The organism is Streptomyces sp. NPDC107521 (assembly GCF_055598485.1).
In genome coordinates this window covers 166,220-186,925 of record NZ_JBVKAT010000016.1, presented here as the reverse complement: position 1 = coordinate 186,925, position 20,706 = coordinate 166,220, and the positions used below count along the sequence as shown (strand labels likewise).

Here is a 20,706-nt window from a genome sequence, read left to right as displayed (position 1 = left end):
GTGGGGGAAAGGTGAAGACAGGGGGGAATTCCGGTGCGTGTTCTCCGGTTCCCCGGCGGAACACCCGATCGGGTCACCCGGAATACGGTTCAGGCCACCTGGCGGGAGGCGTACTCCGCGATCTGCGCCATCGGCGGCCGCTCCTCCGTGTCCACGGCATGGGTGCGCGGCTCGAAGCCGTGCGCGCCCCGCTCGAACTGGGTCAGCGAGGGCCGCAGCAGATGCCCCCGGGCCAGCCGGAGCTGGGCGGTGCGGTAGATCGCGGCGGACATCCGGCCGAGCGCCGAACCGTCCTGGTGCCGGTGCCTGCGCACCCCCACGTCGACCTGGGCGAGGGCGTCCAGCCCCACCAGGTGCAGCGCGTCCACCAGCATCCCCAGCTCCACCCCGTACCCCACCGGGAACGGGAGCCGCTCCAGCAGCGAGCGGCGGGCCGCGTACTCGCCGCCGAGCGGCTGGACGAAGCCCGCCAGCAGGGGCCAGTGCATGTTGAGCAGCGGCCGGGCCATCAGCTCCGTCACCCGGCCGCCCTGCCCCGGCTCGGCCCCCAGCGGGCGGTCGTACATGGCCTTGACCAGCTGGACGTCCGGGTCCGTCAGCAGCGGCCCGACGATCCCGGAGACGAAGTCGGCGGAGAACTCCCGCAGGTCCGCGTCGACGAAGCAGACGATGTCACCGCGGGTGACCATCAGCGAGCGCCACAGCACCTCGCCCTTGCCGGGCACGGCCGGGATGCGCGGGAGGATCGCGTCCCGGTGCACGACCCGCGCGCCCGCCGCCCCGGCCACCGCCGAGGTGCGGTCCGTCGACCCCGAGTCGACCACCACCAGCTCGTCGACCAGTGGGATGCGGCACATCAGCTCCCGGCGGATCACCCTCACGATCTCCCCGACGGTGGCCTCCTCGTCGAGGGCGGGCAGCACCACGCTGACGGTCTGCCCGCCGGCCCGTTTCGCGGCCATGAGCTGGGGAATCGTGCGGTCGGTCACCGACCAGGAACGCGCGCGCAGCCAGCGTTCGACATCATCCAGCACGGTCGGCCGCTCCTTCTGTGACGCATCTCGCGGTACGGACGACTATCTCAACCGTCCTCGCCTTCGGTTACAGTCTTGAGCAACGCGGATGACCCCCGCATACCGGGGTCGGCGCACCGTGACTTCCTTCGGTGCGAAGGCCGCGGGTGCGCCGACACCGCGCACCGGATCAACAACCGCATACCGCTCATCCAGAGGGGCAGAGGGAAACGGCCCGATGAAGCCCCGGCAACCCTCCAGTCGGTTCCCGCCACGCGGACGTGGCGAGGCTCCCCGGCTCGGGAAGGTGCCAATTCCGTCTCACGACGAGATGCGTCGTGGGGAAGATGAGGAGAAAGGGCCTCGCCTCTCATGTCTGTGCAGACTCCCGCACCCTCCGCCGCTCCGGGCACCTCCGTCGATCTCGGCCCCGCCGCGGCGCTCTCCTGCCGCGAGTGCGGTCACCGGGTGCCCCTCGGCCCGGTCTTCGCCTGCGAGGAGTGTTTCGGCCCGCTGGAGATCGCCTACGACTTCTCGGCCCACGACGCCGAGGAACTGCGCGCGCGAATCGAAGCGGGTCCCGCGAACATCTGGCGCTACGCGCCCCTGCTGCCCGTCCCCGCCGACGTGGCCACCAAGCCGAACCTGAACCCCGGCTGGACCGAGCTCGTCAGGGCCGACAACCTCGCCCGGGAACTGGGCTTCACCGGCGGCCTGTTCGTCAAGGACGACTCCGGCAACCCGACCCACTCCTTCAAGGACCGGGTCGTCGCCCAGGCCCTCGAGGCGGCCCGCGCCTTCGGCTTCACCACCCTCTCCTGCTCCTCCACCGGCAACCTGGCCGGCGCCGTGGGCGCCGCCGCCGCGCGGGCCGGGCTGCGCTCCTGCGTGTTCATCCCGCACGACCTGGAGCAGGGCAAGGTCGTCATGGCCGCCGTCTACGGCGGTGAGCTGATCGGCATCGAGGGCAACTACGACGACGTCAACCGCTTCTGCTCCGAACTGATCGGCGACCCGGCCGGCGAGGGCTGGGGCTTCGTCAACGTCAACCTGCGGCCCTACTACGCGGAGGGCTCCAAGACCCTGGCGTACGAGATCTGCGAGCAGCTCGGCTGGCGGCTGCCGGACCAGATCGTCGTCCCGATCGCCTCCGGCTCCCAGCTCACCAAGATCGACAAGGGGTTCCGCGAGCTGATCCGGCTCGGCCTGGTCGAGGACCGCCCGTACCGGATCTTCGGCGCCCAGGCCGAGGGCTGCTCGCCGGTGTCCGCCGCCTTCAAGGCCGGGCACGACGTGGTGCGCCCCCAGAAGCCGGACACCATCGCCAAGTCCCTCGCCATCGGCAACCCGGCCGACGGCCCCTACGTCCTGGACATCGCCCGCCGCACCGGCGGCGCCGTGGAGGACGTGACCGACGAGCAGATCGTCGACGCCATCAAGCTGCTCGCCCGCACCGAGGGGATCTTCGCGGAGACCGCCGGCGGCGTCACGGTCGGCGTCACCCGCAAGCTGGTCGAGAGCGGCGCCCTGGACCCCTCGCTCACCACCGTCGTGCTCAACACCGGCGACGGACTGAAGACCCTCGACGCGGTGGCCGGCACCGGCCTCACCGCGACGATCCGCCCCAACCTGGACTCCTTCCGAGAGGCTGGCCTCGCATGAGCGTGACCGTCCGCATTCCCACCATCCTGCGCACCTACACCGGCGGGCGGGCAGAGGTCCCCGCCGAGGGCGCCACCCTCGGCGAGGTCATCGAGGACCTGGAGAAGAACCACACCGGCATCGCCGCCCGGGTCCTCGACGACCAGGGCAAGCTGCGCCGCTTCGTGAACGTCTACGTCAACGACGACGACGTCCGCTTCGAGCAGGGCCTGGGGACGGCCACGCCGGACGGCGCGGGCATCTCCATCATCCCGGCGGTCGCCGGCGGCTGACCCGGCCCCTGCGGGCCCTTCCGGGCCGCCCTGCGGCGTCCGCCCGGCCCCGTGCGCATTGCCCCCTCCGCGGAAAGAAGCGGAGGGGGCAATTCCATGTGATTGAACGCGGTAGAGTTGGGGAACGCGCCCCCGGTCGTGAAGTCCGGAGCCCCGAATTCCCGCTCCCCGTCCGACAAGAAGCAGCCAAAGTGCGGGCGCCTTTCGCGACCTTTGTTCCCTTTGTGCGGTCTGACTTGCCCTGAATCCGGGTGAACTGTCGCAACATTCCTGGCTGGCCGCGTCCTGATTTCTCGTCCGATTGACCTGTTGCAGACGGCAGTTGGGCAGATACATTCGGCCGCGGTCGACGCGTTCCGGCGCACGCCCCCATTCGTGGGGGGCGAGGTCTGACCCGGGTTCGCGAGGTGCGGATCCGCGCAAGGGCCAGTAATAGGGGAGTTAGGCATGGCTCAGGGCACCGTCAAGTGGTTCAACGCGGAGAAGGGGTACGGCTTCATCGCGGTCGACGGTGGTGCGGATGTTTTCGTCCACTACAGCGCGATTCAGATGGACGGCTACCGCACCCTCGAAGAAGGCCAGCGGGTCGAGTTCGAGATCTCGCAGGGTCAGAAGGGCCCGCAGGCCGACATGGTCCGCCTCAGCGCCTGAGACGCGCGGCCACACGAGCGAACGGTCTTTCCCGGAGGGCCCGCACCCCACAGGTGCGGGCCCTCCGGTCTGCCCGGACGCCCCCGGTTCCGGGTCCGGAGGACCGTCCGGGACCGGCCGGACGGGCCGCTCCGGAGCCCGGGGCGCTTGCACTCCCGGGGGTCGAGTGCTAATCATTGCGTTAGCACTCTGAAGGTGAGAGTGACAACGAAGGACCGGGTCGGTGAGGCCCGCAGGCCGGTGGGGGAAGGAACCCGCGGCAGGCGAGCCGTCCGTCGCGGGCGCGGGCGCGGTCCGAAGGAATCACCCCCAGTCCTGGAGGGACCACTTCACATGGCCAAGATCATCGCGTTCGACGAGGAGGCGCGGCGCGGCCTCGAGCGCGGCATGAACCAGCTCGCGGACGCCGTCAAGGTGACGCTCGGCCCCAAGGGCCGCAACGTCGTCCTCGAGAAGAAGTGGGGCGCCCCCACGATCACCAACGATGGTGTCTCCATCGCCAAGGAGATCGAGCTGGAGGACCCGTACGAGAAGATCGGCGCCGAGCTGGTCAAGGAAGTCGCCAAGAAGACGGACGACGTCGCCGGTGACGGTACGACCACCGCCACCGTCCTCGCCCAGGCCCTGGTGCGCGAGGGTCTGCGCAACGTCGCGGCCGGCGCCAACCCGATGGCCCTCAAGCGCGGCATCGAGAAGGCCGTCGAGGCCGTCTCCGCCGCCCTGCTCGAGCAGGCCAAGGACGTCGAGACGAAGGAGCAGATCGCCTCCACCGCCTCGATCTCCGCCGCCGACACCCAGATCGGCGAGCTGATCGCCGAGGCCATGGACAAGGTCGGCAAGGAAGGCGTCATCACCGTCGAGGAGTCCCAGACCTTCGGTCTGGAGCTGGAACTCACCGAGGGCATGCGCTTCGACAAGGGCTACATCTCGGCGTACTTCGCCACGGACATGGAGCGTATGGAGGCCGTCCTCGACGACCCGTACATCCTGATCGCCAACTCGAAGATCTCCAACGTCAAGGACCTGCTCCCGCTGCTGGAGAAGGTCATGCAGTCGGGCAAGCCGCTGCTGATCATCGCCGAGGACGTCGAGGGCGAGGCCCTGTCCACGCTGGTCGTCAACAAGATCCGCGGCACCTTCAAGTCCGTCGCCGTCAAGGCTCCGGGCTTCGGCGACCGCCGCAAGGCCATGCTCGGCGACATCGCCATCCTCACGGGCGGCGAGGTCATCTCCGAGGAGGTCGGCCTCAAGCTGGAGAACGCGACCCTGGACCTCCTGGGCCGCGCCCGCAAGGTCGTCATCACCAAGGACGAGACCACCATCGTCGACGGCGCCGGCTCGACCGACCAGGTCAACGGCCGCGTCAACCAGATCCGTGCCGAGATCGAGAACAGCGACTCGGACTACGACCGCGAGAAGCTCCAGGAGCGCCTGGCGAAGCTGGCCGGCGGCGTGGCCGTCATCAAGGCCGGTGCCGCCACCGAGGTCGAGCTCAAGGAGCGCAAGCACCGCATCGAGGACGCCGTCCGCAACGCGAAGGCGGCCGTCGAGGAGGGCATCGTCGCCGGTGGCGGCGTGGCCCTGCTCCAGGCCTCCCAGGTCTTCGACAAGCTGGAGCTGGACGGCGACGAGGCGACCGGCGCCAACGCCGTGAAGCTCGCGCTGGAGGCCCCGCTGAAGCAGATCGCCGTCAACGGCGGTCTCGAGGGCGGCGTCGTGGTGGAGAAGGTCCGCAACCTGACCGTCGGTCACGGCCTGAACGCCGCGACGGGCGAGTACGTGGACATGATCGCCGAGGGCATCATCGACCCGGCGAAGGTGACGCGCTCCGCGCTGCAGAACGCCGCCTCCATCGCCGCGCTGTTCCTCACCACCGAGGCCGTCATCGCGGACAAGCCGGAGAAGGCCGCGGCCCCCGCCGGCGGCGGCATGCCGGGCGGTGACATGGACTTCTGACCGGCACGCCGGTCACCCGTCCTTCTCCCGAGGGCGGCACCCGGGCTTCGGCCCGCGGTGCCGCCCTCGGGCGCGTTCCGGGGCCCGGGGCCGGGCCCGCCGCGCGCGCCGCCGGGGCAACGGCCGTGTCCCCCGGGGGAGACGGGTGGAGCGGAGCGGGAATTCCGGTCCGGCCGGGGCCGTTGACCGGGGCAGGCGCGAGTCCATGCGCGTGCACAGAGTTCTCCCGGACCACCAAGGAGCCACCGTGACCATCTCCGCACCCGAGGCGTCCCCCCGCACCGCCCGGTTACTCGGCAGGCCCGCCACCCTGAACGGACTGACGGTGGCCAACCGCGTCGTGATGGCCCCGATGACCCGCGAGCACTCCCCGGGCGGCGTCCCCGGCGCGGACGTGGCCGCCTACTACGCCCGCCGGGCCGCCGCCGGGGTCGGCCTGATCATCACCGAGGGCACCTACGTCGGCCATCCGTCGGCCGGGCAGAGCGACCGCGTGCCGCGCTTTCACGGCGAGGAGCAACTGGCGGGCTGGAAGGGGGTCGCGGAGGCGGTGCACACCGCCGGCGGCCGGATCGTCCCGCAGCTCTGGCACATCGGCATGGAGCGCGGCCAGGGCGACCCGCCGTTCCCGGACGCCCCCGCCGTCGGACCCTCCGGGCTGCGCCTCGGCGCCGACCGCCCCACCGGGCGGCAGATGACCCTCCGCGACCTGGACGACGTCATCGGCGCCTTCGCCGACGCCGCTGCCGCCGCCGAGCGCCTCGGCTTCGACGGCGTGGAGATCCACGGCGCCCACGGCTACCTCGTCGACCAGTTCCTCTGGGCGGGCACCAACCGCCGCACCGACGCCTACGGCGGCGACATCGCCTCCCGGACCCGCTTCGCCGCCGAGACCGTGGCCGCCGTGCGGGCCGCCGTCTCCCCGGGCTTCCCGGTGCTGTTCCGGTACTCCCAGTGGAAGGTCGGCGCCTACGAGGCCCGGATCGCCGCCACCCCCGGGGAACTGGAGGCGGTGCTCGCCCCGCTCGCCGCGGCCGGCGTCGACGCCTTCCACGCCTCCACCCGCCGCTACTGGGTCCCCGAGTTCGACGGCTCGGACCTCAACCTGGCGGGCTGGACGAAGAAGCTCACCGGCAGGCCCGCCATCACCGTCGGCGCGGTCGGCCTCGACGGCGGCTTCACCGCCGCCCCGCGGGACGGCGGGGCCCCGGCCGACAGCCTCGACGGCCTCCTCGACCGGCTGGAGGGCGACGAGTTCGACCTCGTCGCCGTGGGCCGCGCACTGCTCCAGGACCCCGAGTGGGCCGCCAAGGTGCTCGACGGCCGCCTCGGCGAACTGGAGCCCTTCCGGCCCGCCTCCCTGGGCACCCTGAGCTGAGGCGGCGCGGCGCCCCCTCCCCGGCCCCGCCGCGACCCGCGCCGTCCGTGCCCGCGCCGTCCGCGGGCGCGGCGGTCCCGGGGGCGGGGTGGTCCCGGGGGCGGGGTGGTCCCGGGGGCGGGGTGGTCCGGAGGGAGGGGCCCGGCCCGGGGGAGGGCCCCGGCCCGGGTCTCAGCCCATCGGCTCGACGTCGACGCGCACCGGCGTCCCCCACACGCGCAGCACCTCGTAGTCGGTGAACTCGTGCACCAGCCGGTACGCCATCGCCGCGCGCGGCCCCCGGCGCTGCGCCGCGAGGTACAGCTCGGCCTCGCGCCGGTCCCGCCGGGGCGTGCCGCACAACTGCCACGCCTGCCCGTTCCACGCCTCCGGCAGCCAGCGCTGCTGGGGCTGCGGACGGTCCCCGCGCACCCCGTAGCGGGACTGCACCGGCTCGGCGGCGCGGGCCGGCAGGGGACCGCCGTTGTACTCGTCGCGGCGGGCGGCGCGGCGCCGGGTCTCGCAGAGCAGGCACAGGTCGGGGGCGGCCGTGTCGACCGGCCCGTTGGGGTGGTCGAGGCAGCGGGTGGTGGGGGCCGCCGCGGCGACGCTCTCCTCCAGTTGGTCCAGCGCGCGCCTCAGGTCCGCCCTGACCTCGTGCAGCTTGGCGTCGGGGGTGTCGGCGGCCAGGGCCTCGCCGTGCTCACCGAGGAGGCGCAGGGCGCGGCCCAGGGCGGTCCGCTGGGCGTGGTTCATGTCGTTCAGGGTCGCACACGGCGGGGCCCCGCACCTCAGCCGTGCGCCGCCGCCAGGGCGGAGCGCAGCCGCCCCTGGGAGTCCTCCAGGAGGCGGGCGGCGGTGGGGGCGTCCACGTCGGCCAGCAGGGCGAGTATGGCGTGCTTGACCTCGCCGTCGGTGGCGTCCAGGGCGCGTTCGATGTCGTCGTCGGCCGCGCCGGTGGCGAGGGCGACGATGCGGCGGGAGCGGGCGCGCAGCTTCTCGTTGGAGGCGCGGACGTCGACCATCAGGTTCCCGTAGGTCTTGCCCAGCCGGACCATGGTGATCGTCGACAGCATGTTGAGGACGAGCTTCTGCGCCGTGCCGGACTTGAGCCGGGTGGAGCCGGTGATCAGCTCGGGGCCGACGACCACCTCGATGCCGTGGTCGGCGGCGGCGGCCAGCTCGCTGCCGGAGTTGCAGGCCAGGCCGACGGTGAGGGCGCCGAGCGACCGGGCGTGGCGGACGGCGCCGACGGCGTAGGGGGTGCGGCCGGAGGCGGAGACGCCGACCACGGTGTCGTCGGCGGTCAGGGCGAGGGCGTCCAGGTCGGCGCGGGCCAGCTCGGGGGAGTCCTCGGCGCCCTCGACGGAGGTGACCACGGCCTCGGGGCCGCCCGCGATCAGGCCGACGACCTGGCCGGGGGCGGTGTTGAAGGTCGGCGGGCACTCGGAGGCGTCGAGCACGCCGAGCCGCCCGGCGGTGCCGGCGCCCGCGTAGACGAGCCGCCCGCCGCGGGACATCCGGGCGGCGACGGCGTCGACGGCGGCGGCGATCTCGGGCAGCCGCGCGGCCACGGCCGCGGGCACGGCGGTGTCCTCGCCGTTCATCAGCCGGGCGATCTCCAGCGTCGGCATCCGGTCGATCTCGGCCAGCTCGGGACGGAACGCCTCGGTGGTGAGCGTCTCCAGCTGGTCGCGCAGGCCGGGGTGCGGGTGGCGGGGGGTGCGGGAGGTGGAGGTCATACGGGGTGGCTCTCTCCGTGCGATGCGGGGCGGTGCGGTGCGGTGCGGATGCGGTGCGGTGCGGTGCGGGGCGGCGGGCCGGGTTCCCCGGTCCTGTCGTCACGTTCCCCCGTTCACCCGGAGGGCGGGCCGCCGGGCGGACGGGAGGCGACGGCGGGGCCCGGGGCCTCTCGTTTGGATCATGCCGGGCTCGCGGGGTCCGGCCCGATCCAAACGAAAGACATCTAGCGGCCGGTGCCGCCGCGGGGGGCGTGGCGGTGGGCCAGGGCCTCGTAGGAGGCGGACAGGGCGGGGCCCGCCGTGTCGTAGGTGCGCTGGGCGACGCCCACGAACAGGCAGTCCACGACCAGGAGCTGACTGGTCCGGGAGGACATCGCGGCGGGCCGCAGCTCGCTCTCCCGCGCGGTGGAGGTGGTCAGTACGTGGTCGGCGTACTGCGTGACCGGGCCGTCGGGGCGGCCGGTGACGGCGATGGTGGTCGCGCCGCGCTCGAAGGCGACCCGGAGCGGCTCGATCACGTCGCCCGTCGACCCGGAGTGGGTGATGGCGAGCGCGACGTCCCCGGCGCGGAGCTGCACGGCGTTGGTGACGGCGAGGTGCGGGTCGCCGGGGGAGTGCGCCAGCAGCCCGATGCGCAGCAGCTTCTGGGTGAGGTCCTGGGCGACCAGCCCGGAGGCGCCGATCCCGTAGGCGTCGATGCGGCGGGCGGTGGCGAGCGCGGTGACGGCGGCGCCGAGCTGCGCGGTGTCCAGTCCGGCGGCGGTGTCGGCGAGGGTCTGCTGCTCGTCGTAGGCGAGCTTGGCGACGACGTCGGCGATCGGGTCGTCGACGGCGATGTCGGTGGTGATGGCGGGCGCCCGGCCGGACTGCTGCTGGGCGGCGAGCCCGGCCAGCGCCAGGCGCAGGTCCCGGTAGCCGGGGTAGCCGAGCAGGCGGGCGGTGCGCACCACGGTCGCCTCGCTGGTGCCGGTCAGTTCCGCGAGGCCGGTGACCGTGAGGGCGGCGCAGCCCGCCGGGTCCCCGGCGACGGCCTCCGCGACGCGCTGCATGGAACGGGTCATCGACGGCGTCAGCGTGCGCACCTTGGCGGCGAGGGCGGCGGGAGCCGGGAGGGAGGCCCGGGAACCGCCGGGAACGGTGGCCGCGGCCGGTGGGACGAAACTTTCCTTCAGGTCATCGGTCACTAATGAAAGATATTTTCGTTATGGTGCCGGGTCAAGAGTGCGCACAATGGAGGCATGGACCCCATCAGCCCCCTGGAACAGGCGTTGCACGCCGCCCGCGCCCTCGTCCTGGCCGATCTGGTCGCGGGACGGGTCGCGGAGGCGGACGTCGTCTCGCTGGTCGAGGAGGCCGTCGCCGGGCGCCGCTGGTGGGTCGAGCAGTGGCCGGAGGGCGCCGGGTTCGTGGCCGGACTGGTCGCCCAGGACGTGCAGGACGCCCTGCTGGAGCGGTACGGCCGCTGGCCGCTGTGCCCGGTCTGCGGTTCCGGCGACCCGCACGCCCTGGAGGTGGAGCCCGAGCTGGGGCCGGACCCGCGCTGGGTGTGCCACCGGGCCGGTGTCGTCGTCGCCCCCGTCGGCTCGCTGGGCGCCGCCCTCGGCGGCCCCCTGCCGTCGTAGGGGTCCCGGTGGCGCTCTACATCGATCCGCCGACCTGGCCGGGGCACGGCCGCCTCTGGTCGCACCTGGTCAGCGACGTCTCCTACGCCGAGCTGCACCTGTTCGCGGCGGCCCTCGGCGTGCCGCGCCGCGCCTTCGAGCGCGACCACTACGACCTGCCCGCGCAGCGCTACGCGGACGCGGTCGCCGCCGGGGCGCTCCAGGTGAGCAGCCGCGAGGTGGTGCGGCTGCTGCACGGGGCGGGGCTGCGGCGGCGCAAGGGCGCGGCGGGGCCGCCGGGCCCGGTGCCCCCGGGGACGTCGGGCGGGCCCGTGCTCCCCTCGGCGCGTCCGGCGCCGTGGCGTCCTGTGGTCCCGGGCGGTCCCCACCCGTGGCCCGCGCCGGGCGGCGCGGGTCCGCCGGGTCAGCCGGGGAGTTCGTAGACCAGCAGGCCCGTCTCCTCCTCGCGCCGGGTCCGGACGTATCCGGCGCGGGTGAGGACGGCCTGCGAGGCGGTGTTGTCCGGCTCGGTCATCGCCAGCAGGCGGGTGCCGCCCTCCCGGGCCGGCGGCCACGCCGACAGCGCGCGCAGCGCCTCGGTGGCGTATCCCCGGCCCCGGCCGTCCACCGCGAGGTCGTAGCCGATCTCGGCGCGGTTCTCGCCGTTCGGCGGGCCGTGGAAGCCGATGGCGCCGACCGCGCGCCCGTCCTCGGCGCGGACCAGGACGAAGACGCCCCACTCGGGCCGGTGGGCCCCCGCCTCGTACGCCGTGACCAGCATCCGCGAGGCGTCCCGGGTGCCCTGGAACGGCCCGCTCGCCACCCAGTCGAAGCCGCCGCCGCCGCCCGCGGCGAGGTCGAGGGCGGCGGCCGGGGTGAGGCCGTGGAGGCGGAGACGCCCGGCGGGCAGGACGAGGTCGTTGCGCCAGGTCCACGCGGCGGGCCGGGTCCGGCCGGGCAGCTCGCCGCGGCCGGTGGCCCACAGCAGGGTGCTCAGGGGGTCCGGGCCGGGCGGCACGTGCGGGAAGATCCGGGTCAGCGCGTACGCGCACAGCTCGGCGGACGGCTCGTGGACCAGCCCGAGGCCCGTCGCGATGTCATGGGTGTGCGCCAGCACCTCGGTGACGCCCATGGCCGCGAACCCCTCGCGGCCCGCGCTGCGGTGGGGGTAGGGGTGGAAGGCGCGGGCGTCGGCCGGGGCGGTGGCCGCGGCGGCGGCCAGCAGCGCCCCGGCGGTCTCCAGGACGTGCAGGACGTCCTCGGGCCCGGTGCCCTCGTCGAGGGTGATCCCGAAGGGGACGTAGGCGTCGGCGGCCCGCGCGGCGAGCTGCCCGGCGTAGGCGAAGAGGGTCTCGGCCAGGTGCTCCGCCGTGGCGCGGCAGCTCCACTCCAGGCCCGCCGCCGGTGTGCCGTCCCAGTCCCGGTCCACCGCCGTGCGCAGCAGCGCGACGGAGCCCGCGACGGCCTCCGTCACCCGCGCCGCGGCGAGCTCCCCGCCCCTGCCGCAGGCCGGCTCCCCGCCCGCGCCGTGCCCCGTGGCCCCGTCCGTGTCCCGCCCCGTCGTCACCATGGCCGGGAGGCTACGGGGCGGACGCGTCCCCGGGCGAGAGGATTTCCAGCTCGGCGGCGAGGTTGTAGCGGGCGGTGGCCTCCCAGGCGTCCCGCCCCCGGGGGGTGTGGAACAGCCGGGGCAGGGCGAGGAGGCGGCGCAGGACGTCGGACCGCCCGGCGCGGAAGGCGTCGGAGGGCACGAAGTGGTACTCCTCGCGGACGGCCGCCGTGTACGCGGCGTACGCCGAGGGCGGCGAGCCCAGGACGGCCAGGTCCGCGTCGCACAGCACCTGTCCGTCGCGGTCGTCGCCGGCCGGGTCGTGGGTGGCGGTGAGCAGCACCAGCCGGGCCACCTCGGCGGTCCGCCCCGCCCCCGCCCCGGCCTCGGTCAGCGCCCGCCGCGCGAGCCGCGCCGAGCGCTCCTCGTTCCCGGACAGCTCCGGCCGGTACACGGCGTCGTGGAACCAGGCGGCCAGCCGCACGGTGCCGGGGTCCGCGGCGTACTCGGCGAGGGCGTCCACGTGGTCGAGGACGGCGGTCAGGTGCGCGGTCGTGTGGTAGCGCCGCTGCGGTTCGCCCCATCGCCGCAGCAGGTCCTCGGCGTACGGCTGGGCCGGGGGGCCCGCCCCGGGCTCCCGCACGGCGTCCAGCACCCTGACGAACCGCCCCCGCAGGGCGTCGGCGTCGGTCATGGCCCCATTCTGGCGCCCGGGGGACGCCGGCACATCCGGCGGCGGTCCGGGCGGGCCCGGCGGTCCGGGAGCTCCGGCCGCCGGCGGCACCGGTACCCGGCGGTGCGGGTTCTGAGGGTGCGGGGGCGGGGCACGGCGGTGCGGGTTGTGAGGGCGCCGGGTGCCGGTCCCGGACGGCCTCTGGTCCCGGTGGTGCCGGGGGCCGGTGTTCCCGGGCCTCCCCGCGCCCCTCGGTCCCGCGCCCCTCGGTCCCCGCGCCGGGCCGGAGCGGTGTCCTCCGGCCCGGCGCCCCCACCGGTCCGCGCGTCCGCGGCGGGGCGGGAGCGCGGGGCCTCCCCGCGCGGGGCGTCCTCCGCCCCTACCGTGTCCGCATGACGACTCCCGCTGATGTGCACGACGTACGCGATCCCGCGCTCCCCGGACGGCTCCTGGAGGCCGAACGGGACGAACTGCTCCCCCTGTTGCGCTCCCGCTCCGCGGACGACCTCGCGCTGCCGGTGGCGGCGTGCCCCGGCTGGACGGCGCGGGACCTGCTGGCGCACTGCGCGGCGGCGTTCACCCGGGTCCTGGAGGGGCGGCTGGAGAAGGGCGTGTTCACGGCGGAGTCCAACGAACGGGACATCGCCGAGCGGGCCGGCTGGGACGCCCCGCGCGTCCTCGACGAGCTGGAGCGCGGGATGACCGGGGTCGGTCCCCTGATCGCGCGGGCGGACGGGGTGCTGGACCTGCTCGCGCTGGGGGAGTGGGTGCACGCCGGTGATCTGCGCGAGACCTTCGGGGTGCCGGGGGCGTACGCGGGCGCGGGGCTGGCCCACGCCCTGCCGCTGCTCGCCCAGATCACCCGTGGCCAGGGGCATCTGCCGCTCCACGCCGACCTCGACGACACGGACGCCCCGCTGCGCCTCGGCGCCGCCCCGGGCGACCGGACCCCGGCCCGCTACCTCGGCCCGGCCCCGGTCCTGGTCCGCCTCTACGGCGGACGCGCGACGGCGCCCTCCGGGTACGAGCTGGCGGGGGCGACGGCGGAGGAGCTGAGCCTCTTCGGCTGGTGAGGCGCGCGCCGGGCGCGGGGCGCGGGTGCGACGCGGTGCGGCGGGGCCGGGTGCGGGGCACGGGCGCGGAGGCCCGGCCGGGACCGGCACGCGGGTCGGCACGCGGGTCGGCCACGGGTCCGGGCGAGGGCCGGACACGGCGCCGGGTCCGGCCGGCGACGGTCGGACGGGGGCCGGACGCGGGTCCGGTGTGCCCCGGTTCCGCGTCCGGTGCGTCCCGGTCCCGTGCCCGGCCGTGCGCGGGGGCGGGGGCACGGTGTCCGGAAGGGTGGCCGAAGGACGACGGAGGCGGTGGGAAACGGGGGCGGCGCGGTTTCCGAGGGGGCCCCTCCGGGGCCTGTCGGGGTTTAGTCTTTGATTGGACTAGACCTATAGCAGCCCACGAAGCCGACGAATGGGGTCCCATGAGCAAGCGTGCAGTCCTGGAGGTGATCGCCCTCGACGTCGAGGACGCGGTCGCCGCCCAGGCCGGAGGCGCTGACCGCCTCGAACTGGTCACCGACATGGCCGCGGACGGCCTCACCCCGTCGACCGGGACCGTCGCCGCGATCCGCGCCGCCGTCGACATCGACCTCCGGGTGATGCTGCGGCTCGCCGACGGCTTCGCCGCCGGTGACGTCGACCGGCTCGCGGAGCTGGCCGGCGAGCTGCGGGAGACCGCCGGGGCCACCCAGTTCGTGCTCGGCTTCCTCGGCGCCGACGGCGATCTGGACGTCGACGCGGTGGAGCGCGTCGCCGGGGCCCTGGACGGCTGCCGGTGGACCTTCCACCGCGCCATCGACCGGGCCGCCGACCGCGACGCCCTGCGCAAGCGGCTCGCCGACTTCCCCGGCCTGGACACCTATCTGACGGCCGGTGCCGCCGACGGCGTCGACGAGGGCCTGGCCACCCTGGTCGCCGAGGCGGAGCGGCACGGCGAGCACGGCTACGAGCAGCAGCTCCTCGTCGGCGGCGGCCTGCGCCTGGACCACGTGCCCACGCTGCTGGAGGCCGGCATCGACGGCTTCCACATCGGCGGCGCGGCCCGTCCGGAGGGCTGGGACGGCCCGGTGTCGGCGGAGTCGGTCGCCCAGTGGCGGGCCGTGCTGGACGCGAAGTGACCCCGAGGCGGGGAGGCACCGGGCACGCCGTCCGGCGCCTCCCCACCGACGCGCCGTCCTCCGGAGACCCCCGGTCGGCCGGGCACGGTGAGCACGCGCCGCCCGGCGGCCGTGGGTACGCGCCGCACGGTGCCGGTCGCGCCCGGCGGGGCGCGGGGCGGGGGACGGCCGTGGCGGCCGGAGGCCGCTGAGGCTGCGCTGACGGTCGTGGCCGCGACCGGGCTCTCGTGACGGTCACGGCCGTGGTCGTACGGCCGGGGGCCGCCCGGGGTGAGGTTCCGACGCGCCTGCCCGGACTCCCGGGCCCGCGCCCGGTACCGGTGCGTGTTCCGCGCGGGCGCGGGCGGGGAGCGGCGGGGCACAACCCCCGGGACGCCGCGGGGCTGCCGGGGTTCCGTACAGGTGGGCCGATCGTCCACCGGGACCTCGGGAGCACCGCCGCGCCCACGGGACCGCGCGAGCGGGGGCGGGCGTGTCCGGGGACGGGGGCCGGCTGGGGCGTGGTGGCCGGGGCGCCGTGAGCGGACGGCCGCCGGGGGCGGCGGTACCGGCGGCGCCCACCGGGTCCGTCCCGCACCGGACGAACCCGGCCCGTACGGCGGCCCGGGACACCCGGCTCGTACCGCGCCCGGGACACCCCGGCCCGCACTCCAGCCGGGGACGCTCCGCCCCGGCGCCCATGGACGTTCCGGGACGGCTCAGTGGGAACCCCCACGGCGCCTCGGCGGACCCGGGCACGGGATGTCCGGGCGCGGGGACGTCCGGACCGTCCGGCTCCGTGCCGCTCAGCCCAGTTGGGCCGGCAGGGCCGTCGTGTGGGTGACGATCAGGCCCGAGACGGCGCGGGTGAGGCAGACGTAGAGGCGGCGCAGGCCCGTGCGCTCGTCGGGTTCGCCGTCGACCACCGCGCCCGGCTCGTCCAGGACGACGTAGTCGTACTCCAGGCCCTTGGCCAGGGACGCCGGGACCAGGGTCAGCCGGGACTCGCGGGTGGTCTCCTCGCCGGGGGCCAGGGGCGCCAGGCCCGCCGCGGCGAGCGCCCCGGCCAGCTCCGGCACGCGCGCGTCGGCGGCGATCAGGCCGACCGACCCCTCCCGGGCCAGCAGCTCCCGGCAGGCACCGGTCACGTCGTCCGTCCCGGTGGCCGCGCGGACCTCGAAGAACCCCGGGTTCTCCCGCACCGACCCGACCGGCGCCAGCCCCGGCGCGATGTGCGGCAGCAGCCGGGAGGCATAGGCGATCACGTCCGTCGGCACACGGAACCCGGCGGTCAGCTCCTCCACCACCGCGTCGGCCTTGCCCAGGTGGGCCAGCGCCTCGGCCCAGCTCCGGGTCGCCCACGGCGTGGTGCCCTGCGCCAGGTCGCCCAGCACCGTCGCGGAACCGGTGGTGCAGCGCCGCCCCACCGCGCGGTACTGCATGGGGGAGAGGTCCTGCGCCTCGTCGAGGACCACATGGCCGAGGGAGGGGGTGCGTTCGATCAGGTCGGCGGCCTCGTCGATCAGCACCGCGTCGGCGGGCGACCAGCGGGCCGACCGCACCGACCGGGCCGGCCGCGCCCACAGCAGCGCCTTCTGCTCGTCGGCGTCGAACACGCCCTCGGCGTGCTCCGCCAGGTGGTCCGGGTCGGAGAGCAGCCGGAGCACCAGCTTCGCCGGGTCGGCCTGCGGCCAGACGGCCTTCACCAGCGCCTTGACGGCGGGATTGCGGGCCACCGCGTCCTGCACCCGGTCGTCCGGGGCCTCGCCCGCCCGCTCCATCCGCACCAGCACGGCGTGCGCGATCCGCTGCGGGAGGGCCTCGCGGGCGGCGCCGTAGCGGATGTCCCGCTCCAGCAGCTCGCCGACGATCTCCGCCACCTCGTGCGCGGGCACCCGCCAGTGGCGCGAGCCGCGGACCACCACGACCGGCTCGGCGGGCGGCGTGATCCCCGCGTACAGCGCCCGGCGCAGCACCAGGGCCATCCGGGCGTCGCCCTTGACCGCGGCGGTCGCGGGGTCGTCGGCGCCGCGCACCTCGACGTGGGCGACCAGGTCGTCCACGGTGGCCTGCCGCACCGTCAGCTCGCCCAGCGCGGGCAGCACCTGCTCGATGTAGTGGAGGAAGGAGCGGTTCGGGCCGACGACCAGCGTGCCGGCGCGGGCCAGCCGCTCGCGGTGGGCGTAGAGGAGGTAGGCGACCCGGTGCAGGCCCACGGCGGTCTTCCCGGTCCCCGGGCCGCCTTGGACGCAGACGCTCCCGGAGAGCCCGGCGCGCACGATCTCGTCCTGCTCGGGCTGGATCGTCGCCACGATGTCCCGCATCGGGCCCACGCGCGGCCGCTCGATCTCCCGCTGGAGCAGCCTGCTGGTGGCCGCCGCCTCCGCCGGGTCGGACAGGCGCTCGTCCTCGTACGCCGTGAGGTCGCCGCCGGTGTAGCCGAAGCGGCGGCGGAGCCCGATGTCCATCGGGTCCTTGGCGGACGCCCGGTAGAACGGCTGCGACACGGGCGCCCGCCAGTCGATCACCATCGGGTCGCCCGCGGCGTCGTGCACATGGCGCCGTCCGATGTAGAAGCGCTCGCCCCCGGCGCCCTCGGCCGCCTCCGCGCCCGGCGCGTGCAGGTAGTCGAGGCGGCCGAAGAACAGCGGGGTGCCGCCGAGGTCGGCGAGCGCCTTGACGCGGTCCTCGATCTGGCGTTGCAGCACGGTAGCGTTGACCCAGTTCGCGGTGACGTCGGTGATGTCGAGGGCCTCGGCGTCCTCGCGCATCGCGCGCAGCGCGGAACGGGAGGAGGCGAGGTGGGCGCGCTCCCGGGCCAGTGGGTCGTCGGGGGCGGGCGGGGGCACGGGCGTGGACAAGGGAGCTCCTTCGGACGGCCTGCGGGGGTGGACGGCGCGGGCGGCGGCACGCGCTGCGGCGGCCCGGTGTCGCGCGGAAACCGGCCGGTTTCCGTCCGGACGGAGGCACTCCGTGGAGGAGGCGGGGAAGAGCGGGATTCTAGGCGACGGCGGCCGGCGGACGCCAACGGGTTTCCCCGGGGTGTCCGTCCCTCCCGGGGGGCGCGGGTAAGCGGGGGGTGCTCCCGCGCGCGCCGTACCCGCAGGACCGCGCCGCCACCGTCCGGGTCGGCCCGCCCTACCGCCCTTCCTGGCGTGCCTCGCCCGGTTTCCGCAGGCCCGGGCCCCGCCTCTCCGGCCGTTCCTCTCCCGACCCCCCTTCCTCCCCCAGGTGTCCCCTAGGGGACAGGGGTGCCGGGGCGGGGGCCGGGGTCCGTCCGGGGGCGTACGCGGGGGCGGGCGGATTCGGTCTGCGGACCGATGCCGGACGCATGCCCGGAATATCACCATGGAGGCATGAGCGCAGCAACCGTTTCCCCTGTCCCGGCCCCGGCCCGACCGGCCGGTGCCACGCCCGTGACCGACAGCCACCGGCACCGCCTCGGCGATGCCCTGCGGGCCGCCAAGGTGCTCGCGGGCGCCGCCTTCGACGTGGTCCTCCTCGGGGAGTACGGCGAGGAGGCCGGCGTCCGCCGCCGCTGACCCGGCCCTCCGCCGTACCGCCGCCCCGGCGGACAGGAACCCGTCCCGGAGTACCGGACCGCGCCGGACGTACCGCCGGTGCCGTTCCGTCCGCCCGGTGTGGACCGTCGTCCCGTCGTCCCGTCGTCCGGCGCACACGGTCACCCGTCGTCCGGCCCCGCGCGCGCCGCGCACCGGGTGGTGCCGGTGTCGACGCCCGTCCCGGCGACGCCCGTTCGGGCGCCCGGCATCGCGTCCCGCGGACCGCGCAGCCCGCGAGCCCGCAGCCCGCGTCCCGCGTCCCGCGCGGTCCGCGGCCCCGCCACCGGGAGCCGCTGGCCGGAGCCCGGGCCCTCAGCCCTCGGTCAGGAGTTCGTCCGCGTCCATGATCCGGTAGGCGTAGCCCTGTTCCGCCAGGAAGCGCTGGCGGTGGGCGGCGAAGTCCTGGTCGATGGTGTCGCGGGCGACGACCGAGTAGAAGTGCGCCTGGTGGCCGTCGGCCTTGGGCCGCAGCACCCGGCCCAGCCGCTGGGCCTCCTCCTGCCGGGAGCCGAAGGTGCCCGAGACCTGGATGGCGACCGTCGCCTCCGGCAGGTCGATCGAGAAGTTCGCGACCTTGGAGACCACGAGCACCCCGATCTCCCCGCGCCGGAAGGCGTCGAAGAGCTTCTCCCGCTGGGCGTTGGTCGTCTCCCCCTTGATCACCGGCGCGCCCAGGTGCTCGCCCAGCTCGTCGAGCTGGTCGATGTACTGCCCGATGACGAGGATCTGCTGCCCGGCGAAGCGCCGCACGATCGCCTCGGTCACCCTCCGCTTGGTGGCGGTCGTCGCGCAGAACCGGTACTTCTCCTCCGACTCGGCGGTGGCGTAGGCCAGCCGCTCGGACTCGGTGAGGTTGACCCGGACCTCGACGCAGTCGGCGGGCGCGATGTAGCCCTGCGCCTCGATCTCCTTCCACGGCGCGTCGAACCGCTTCGGCCCGATGAGCGAGAAGACGTCCGACTCCCGCCCGTCCTCGCGCACCAGGGTCGCCGTCAGGCCGAGCCGCCGCCGCGCCTGGAGGTCGGCCGTGAACTTGAAGACCGGCGCGGGGAGCAGGTGCACCTCGTCGTAGATGATCAGCCCCCAGTCGCGGGAGTCGAACAGCTCCAGGTGCGGATAGACGCCCTTCCGCCGGGTCGTGAGCACCTGGTACGTGGCGATGGTGACCGGGCGGATCTCCTTCTTCGTGCCGCTGTACTCGCCGATCTCGTCCTCGGTGAGCGAGGTGCGCCGCACCAGCTCGTGCTTCCACTGCCGGGCGGAGACGGTGTTGGTGACCAGGATCAGCGTCGTCGACCGGGCCTGCGCCATCGAACCGGCGCCGACCAGGGTCTTGCCCGCGCCGCAGGGCAGGACGACCACCCCGCTGCCGCCGTGCCAGAAGTTCTCCACGGCCTGCTTCTGGTACGGGCGCAGCGCCCAGCCGTCCTCGGCCAGCTCGATCGGGTGCGCCTCCCCGTCGACGTACCCGGCGAGGTCCTCCGCGGGCCAGCCCAGCTTCAGCAGGGTCTGCTTGATCTGACCGCGCTCGGAGGGGTGCACCGCCACCGTGTCGGCGTCGATCCGGGCGCCGACCAGCGGGGCGATCCGCTTCGACTTCAGCACCTCCTCCAGCACCGGGCGGTCGGTGGTGGTCAGCACCAGCCCGTGCGCCGGATGCTTGCTGAGGGTCAGCCGGCCGTAGCGGTCCATCGTCTCCGCGATGTCGACGAGCAGCGCGTGCGGCACCGGATAGCGGCTGTACTCCACCAGCGCGTCCACGACCTGCTCGGCGTCGTGCCCGGCCGCCCGCGCGTTCCACAGGCCGAGCGGGGTGACGCGGTAGGTGTGGATGTGCTCCGGTGCCCGTTCCAGTTCCGCGAACGGCGCGATGACCCGGCGGCAGTCGTCGGCCTGCTCGTGGTCGACCTCGAGCAGCAGGGTCTTGTCGGACTGGACGATCAACGGACCATTCACGGGCGGCACCTTTCGCACGCACAGACGGCCGGACGTCGGTTCGGCCAATCGTCCAGTGTGCCTGATCGCGGGGTGCCCGGTCCGGCTACGGCAACGTGACCTTGTCGGCTCCCGGTGTCCCGGAGGCCGCGGGGCCGGGCGGGGGCGGGCCGGTGGAGCCCGGGGCGAGGGCGCCGATCAGCGCGGCGGCGGTCACGACGGCGGCGACGGAGACGGCGACGGCGGAGCGGGTGGTGTCGGAGAGCTGCGCGCACATGGGGGCCGGCCTTTCGGAGGGTGCGGAACGCGGTGCGTCCGGTGGCTGCCCGCGCCGCGCGGCGCCGATGCGCGGAGCGGGCGGAACTCCCCCGCGCGTGGGAACCGCACGGCGTGGCGCGCATGGACCGGCGCGTACACCCGGACGGCGCAACGGCGGCCGGACCCGCACCCGTCCCGCACTCCCGTCGGGGCACCGGCGTCCCCGCACTCCCGGCGGGGCACCGGTCGGTCCCGCGCTGCCGGTGGGGTGCCGACCGGTCCCAGCGCCGCCCGGTCCCGGCCATCGCCCGGTCACGGTGGG

Annotated in this window: 18 protein-coding genes, 1 pseudogene and 1 riboswitch; of the genes and pseudogenes, 10 read left to right on the top strand and 9 right to left on the bottom strand. The window is 75.1% G+C overall.

All coding sequences use genetic code 11. The features are described from left to right. Window positions 1-89: 89 nt before the first annotated feature. Window positions 90-1,034: a glucosyl-3-phosphoglycerate synthase gene (locus tag ACZ7LB_RS23345; RefSeq protein WP_471470814.1), complete on the bottom strand. Its 945-nt coding sequence runs from the start codon at window positions 1,032-1,034 to the stop codon at window positions 90-92. A 184-nt stretch (window positions 1,035-1,218) separates the two neighbouring features. Continuing rightward, window positions 1,219-1,367: riboswitch (SAM riboswitch) on the top strand. A gap of 18 nt (window positions 1,368-1,385) precedes the next feature. Here ACZ7LB_RS23345 and thrC point away from each other — a divergent pair. The 5 genes from thrC to ACZ7LB_RS23320 all read left to right on the top strand — a co-directional run bounded on the left by thrC (window position 1,386) and on the right by ACZ7LB_RS23320 (window position 6,932). Then, entirely contained in the window at window positions 1,386-2,675 is a 1,290-nt protein-coding gene (gene thrC / locus ACZ7LB_RS23340; RefSeq protein WP_471470813.1) for a threonine synthase, read from the top strand. Further along, a complete protein-coding gene (locus tag ACZ7LB_RS23335; protein ID WP_471470811.1) occupies window positions 2,672-2,947 on the top strand; it encodes a MoaD/ThiS family protein in 276 nt (91 codons plus the stop codon). Before thrC ends, ACZ7LB_RS23335 begins: the two co-directional genes overlap by 4 nt. Window positions 2,948-3,394: 447 nt before the next feature. Beyond that, window positions 3,395-3,598 (top strand): cold-shock protein, encoded by a 204-nt coding sequence (locus ACZ7LB_RS23330; protein ID WP_004929928.1) that lies wholly within the window; start codon window positions 3,395-3,397, stop codon window positions 3,596-3,598. A 333-nt stretch (window positions 3,599-3,931) separates the two neighbouring features. Beyond that, window positions 3,932-5,554, top strand: coding sequence for a chaperonin GroEL (gene groL / locus ACZ7LB_RS23325; protein WP_161223941.1), 1,623 nt, complete (start codon window positions 3,932-3,934; stop codon window positions 5,552-5,554). A 247-nt stretch (window positions 5,555-5,801) separates the two neighbouring features. Further along, window positions 5,802-6,932: an NADH:flavin oxidoreductase gene (locus tag ACZ7LB_RS23320; RefSeq protein WP_471470810.1), complete on the top strand. Its 1,131-nt coding sequence runs from the start codon at window positions 5,802-5,804 to the stop codon at window positions 6,930-6,932. 171 nt (window positions 6,933-7,103) lie between these two features. On the opposite strand, the gene ACZ7LB_RS23315 is transcribed toward ACZ7LB_RS23320, so the two are convergent. The 3 genes from ACZ7LB_RS23315 to ACZ7LB_RS23305 all read right to left on the bottom strand — a co-directional run bounded on the left by ACZ7LB_RS23315 (window position 7,104) and on the right by ACZ7LB_RS23305 (window position 9,837). Continuing rightward, window positions 7,104-7,667 carry a hypothetical protein gene (locus ACZ7LB_RS23315; protein ID WP_471470809.1) on the bottom strand — a complete coding sequence of 188 codons (564 nt, stop codon included), beginning with the start codon at window positions 7,665-7,667 and terminating at the stop codon, window positions 7,104-7,106. Window positions 7,668-7,702: 35 nt separating this feature from the next. Next, entirely contained in the window at window positions 7,703-8,653 is a 951-nt protein-coding gene (murQ, locus tag ACZ7LB_RS23310) for an N-acetylmuramic acid 6-phosphate etherase (RefSeq protein WP_471470808.1), read from the bottom strand. A gap of 224 nt (window positions 8,654-8,877) precedes the next feature. Further along, a complete protein-coding gene (locus ACZ7LB_RS23305) occupies window positions 8,878-9,837 on the bottom strand; it encodes a MurR/RpiR family transcriptional regulator (protein ID WP_471470807.1) in 960 nt (319 codons plus the stop codon). Between the two features lie 54 nt (window positions 9,838-9,891). On the opposite strand from ACZ7LB_RS23305, the gene ACZ7LB_RS23300 reads away from it, so the two are divergent. Both ACZ7LB_RS23300 and ACZ7LB_RS23295 read left to right on the top strand, forming a co-directional pair. Beyond that, on the top strand, window positions 9,892-10,275 hold the full coding sequence (locus tag ACZ7LB_RS23300) for a hypothetical protein (RefSeq protein ID WP_471470806.1): 384 nt from the start codon (window positions 9,892-9,894) through the stop codon (window positions 10,273-10,275). A gap of 8 nt (window positions 10,276-10,283) precedes the next feature. Beyond that, window positions 10,284-10,550: pseudogene (locus tag ACZ7LB_RS23295) on the top strand (DUF4031 domain-containing protein); the annotation flags it as partial. Between the two features lie 128 nt (window positions 10,551-10,678). Here ACZ7LB_RS23295 and ACZ7LB_RS23290 read toward each other — a convergent pair. Next, window positions 10,679-11,728: a GNAT family N-acetyltransferase gene (locus ACZ7LB_RS23290; protein WP_471470842.1), complete on the bottom strand. Its 1,050-nt coding sequence runs from the start codon at window positions 11,726-11,728 to the stop codon at window positions 10,679-10,681. Window positions 11,729-11,834: 106 nt separating this feature from the next. After that, window positions 11,835-12,497 carry an HD domain-containing protein gene (locus tag ACZ7LB_RS23285; RefSeq protein WP_471470804.1) on the bottom strand — a complete coding sequence of 221 codons (663 nt, stop codon included), beginning with the start codon at window positions 12,495-12,497 and terminating at the stop codon, window positions 11,835-11,837. 371 nt (window positions 12,498-12,868) lie between these two features. On the opposite strand from ACZ7LB_RS23285, the gene ACZ7LB_RS23280 reads away from it, so the two are divergent. Both ACZ7LB_RS23280 and ACZ7LB_RS23275 read left to right on the top strand, forming a co-directional pair. Next, window positions 12,869-13,549 carry a maleylpyruvate isomerase family mycothiol-dependent enzyme gene (locus ACZ7LB_RS23280; protein WP_471470803.1) on the top strand — a complete coding sequence of 227 codons (681 nt, stop codon included), beginning with the start codon at window positions 12,869-12,871 and terminating at the stop codon, window positions 13,547-13,549. A 404-nt stretch (window positions 13,550-13,953) separates the two neighbouring features. After that, a complete protein-coding gene (locus tag ACZ7LB_RS23275) occupies window positions 13,954-14,649 on the top strand; it encodes a copper homeostasis protein CutC (RefSeq protein WP_471470802.1) in 696 nt (231 codons plus the stop codon). Window positions 14,650-15,434: 785 nt separating this feature from the next. Here ACZ7LB_RS23275 and ACZ7LB_RS23270 read toward each other — a convergent pair. Continuing rightward, entirely contained in the window at window positions 15,435-17,489 is a 2,055-nt protein-coding gene (locus ACZ7LB_RS23270) for a HelD family protein (RefSeq protein ID WP_471470800.1), read from the bottom strand. 495 nt (window positions 17,490-17,984) lie between these two features. On the opposite strand from ACZ7LB_RS23270, the gene ACZ7LB_RS23265 reads away from it, so the two are divergent. Next, window positions 17,985-18,170, top strand: coding sequence for a hypothetical protein (locus ACZ7LB_RS23265; RefSeq protein ID WP_471470798.1), 186 nt, complete (start codon window positions 17,985-17,987; stop codon window positions 18,168-18,170). Window positions 18,171-18,503: 333 nt separating this feature from the next. Here the strand turns inward: ACZ7LB_RS23265 and ACZ7LB_RS23260 are convergent, their stop codons facing one another. Both ACZ7LB_RS23260 and ACZ7LB_RS23255 read right to left on the bottom strand, forming a co-directional pair. Beyond that, window positions 18,504-20,147, bottom strand: coding sequence for a DNA repair helicase XPB (locus ACZ7LB_RS23260; RefSeq protein WP_471470797.1), 1,644 nt, complete (start codon window positions 20,145-20,147; stop codon window positions 18,504-18,506). An 85-nt stretch (window positions 20,148-20,232) separates the two neighbouring features. Beyond that, window positions 20,233-20,403 carry a hypothetical protein gene (locus tag ACZ7LB_RS23255; protein WP_265292850.1) on the bottom strand — a complete coding sequence of 57 codons (171 nt, stop codon included), beginning with the start codon at window positions 20,401-20,403 and terminating at the stop codon, window positions 20,233-20,235. Window positions 20,404-20,706 lie beyond the last annotated feature (303 nt).

Coding starts and splice junctions, on each gene's coding strand:
- ACZ7LB_RS23335 (WP_471470811.1), top strand. CDS start 2,672: ATGAGCGTGACCGTCCGCATTCCCACCATCCTGCGCACCTACACCGGC.
- ACZ7LB_RS23280 (WP_471470803.1), top strand. CDS start 12,869: ATGACGACTCCCGCTGATGTGCACGACGTACGCGATCCCGCGCTCCCC.
- ACZ7LB_RS23285 (WP_471470804.1), bottom strand. CDS start 12,497: ATGACCGACGCCGACGCCCTGCGGGGGCGGTTCGTCAGGGTGCTGGAC.
- groL (WP_161223941.1), top strand. CDS start 3,932: ATGGCCAAGATCATCGCGTTCGACGAGGAGGCGCGGCGCGGCCTCGAG.
- thrC (WP_471470813.1), top strand. CDS start 1,386: ATGTCTGTGCAGACTCCCGCACCCTCCGCCGCTCCGGGCACCTCCGTC.
- ACZ7LB_RS23265 (WP_471470798.1), top strand. CDS start 17,985: ATGAGCGCAGCAACCGTTTCCCCTGTCCCGGCCCCGGCCCGACCGGCC.
- ACZ7LB_RS23315 (WP_471470809.1), bottom strand. CDS start 7,667: ATGAACCACGCCCAGCGGACCGCCCTGGGCCGCGCCCTGCGCCTCCTC.
- ACZ7LB_RS23275 (WP_471470802.1), top strand. CDS start 13,954: ATGAGCAAGCGTGCAGTCCTGGAGGTGATCGCCCTCGACGTCGAGGAC.
- ACZ7LB_RS23330 (WP_004929928.1), top strand. CDS start 3,395: ATGGCTCAGGGCACCGTCAAGTGGTTCAACGCGGAGAAGGGGTACGGC.
- ACZ7LB_RS23255 (WP_265292850.1), bottom strand. CDS start 20,403: ATGTGCGCGCAGCTCTCCGACACCACCCGCTCCGCCGTCGCCGTCTCC.
- murQ (WP_471470808.1), bottom strand. CDS start 8,653: ATGACCTCCACCTCCCGCACCCCCCGCCACCCGCACCCCGGCCTGCGC.
- ACZ7LB_RS23300 (WP_471470806.1), top strand. CDS start 9,892: ATGGACCCCATCAGCCCCCTGGAACAGGCGTTGCACGCCGCCCGCGCC.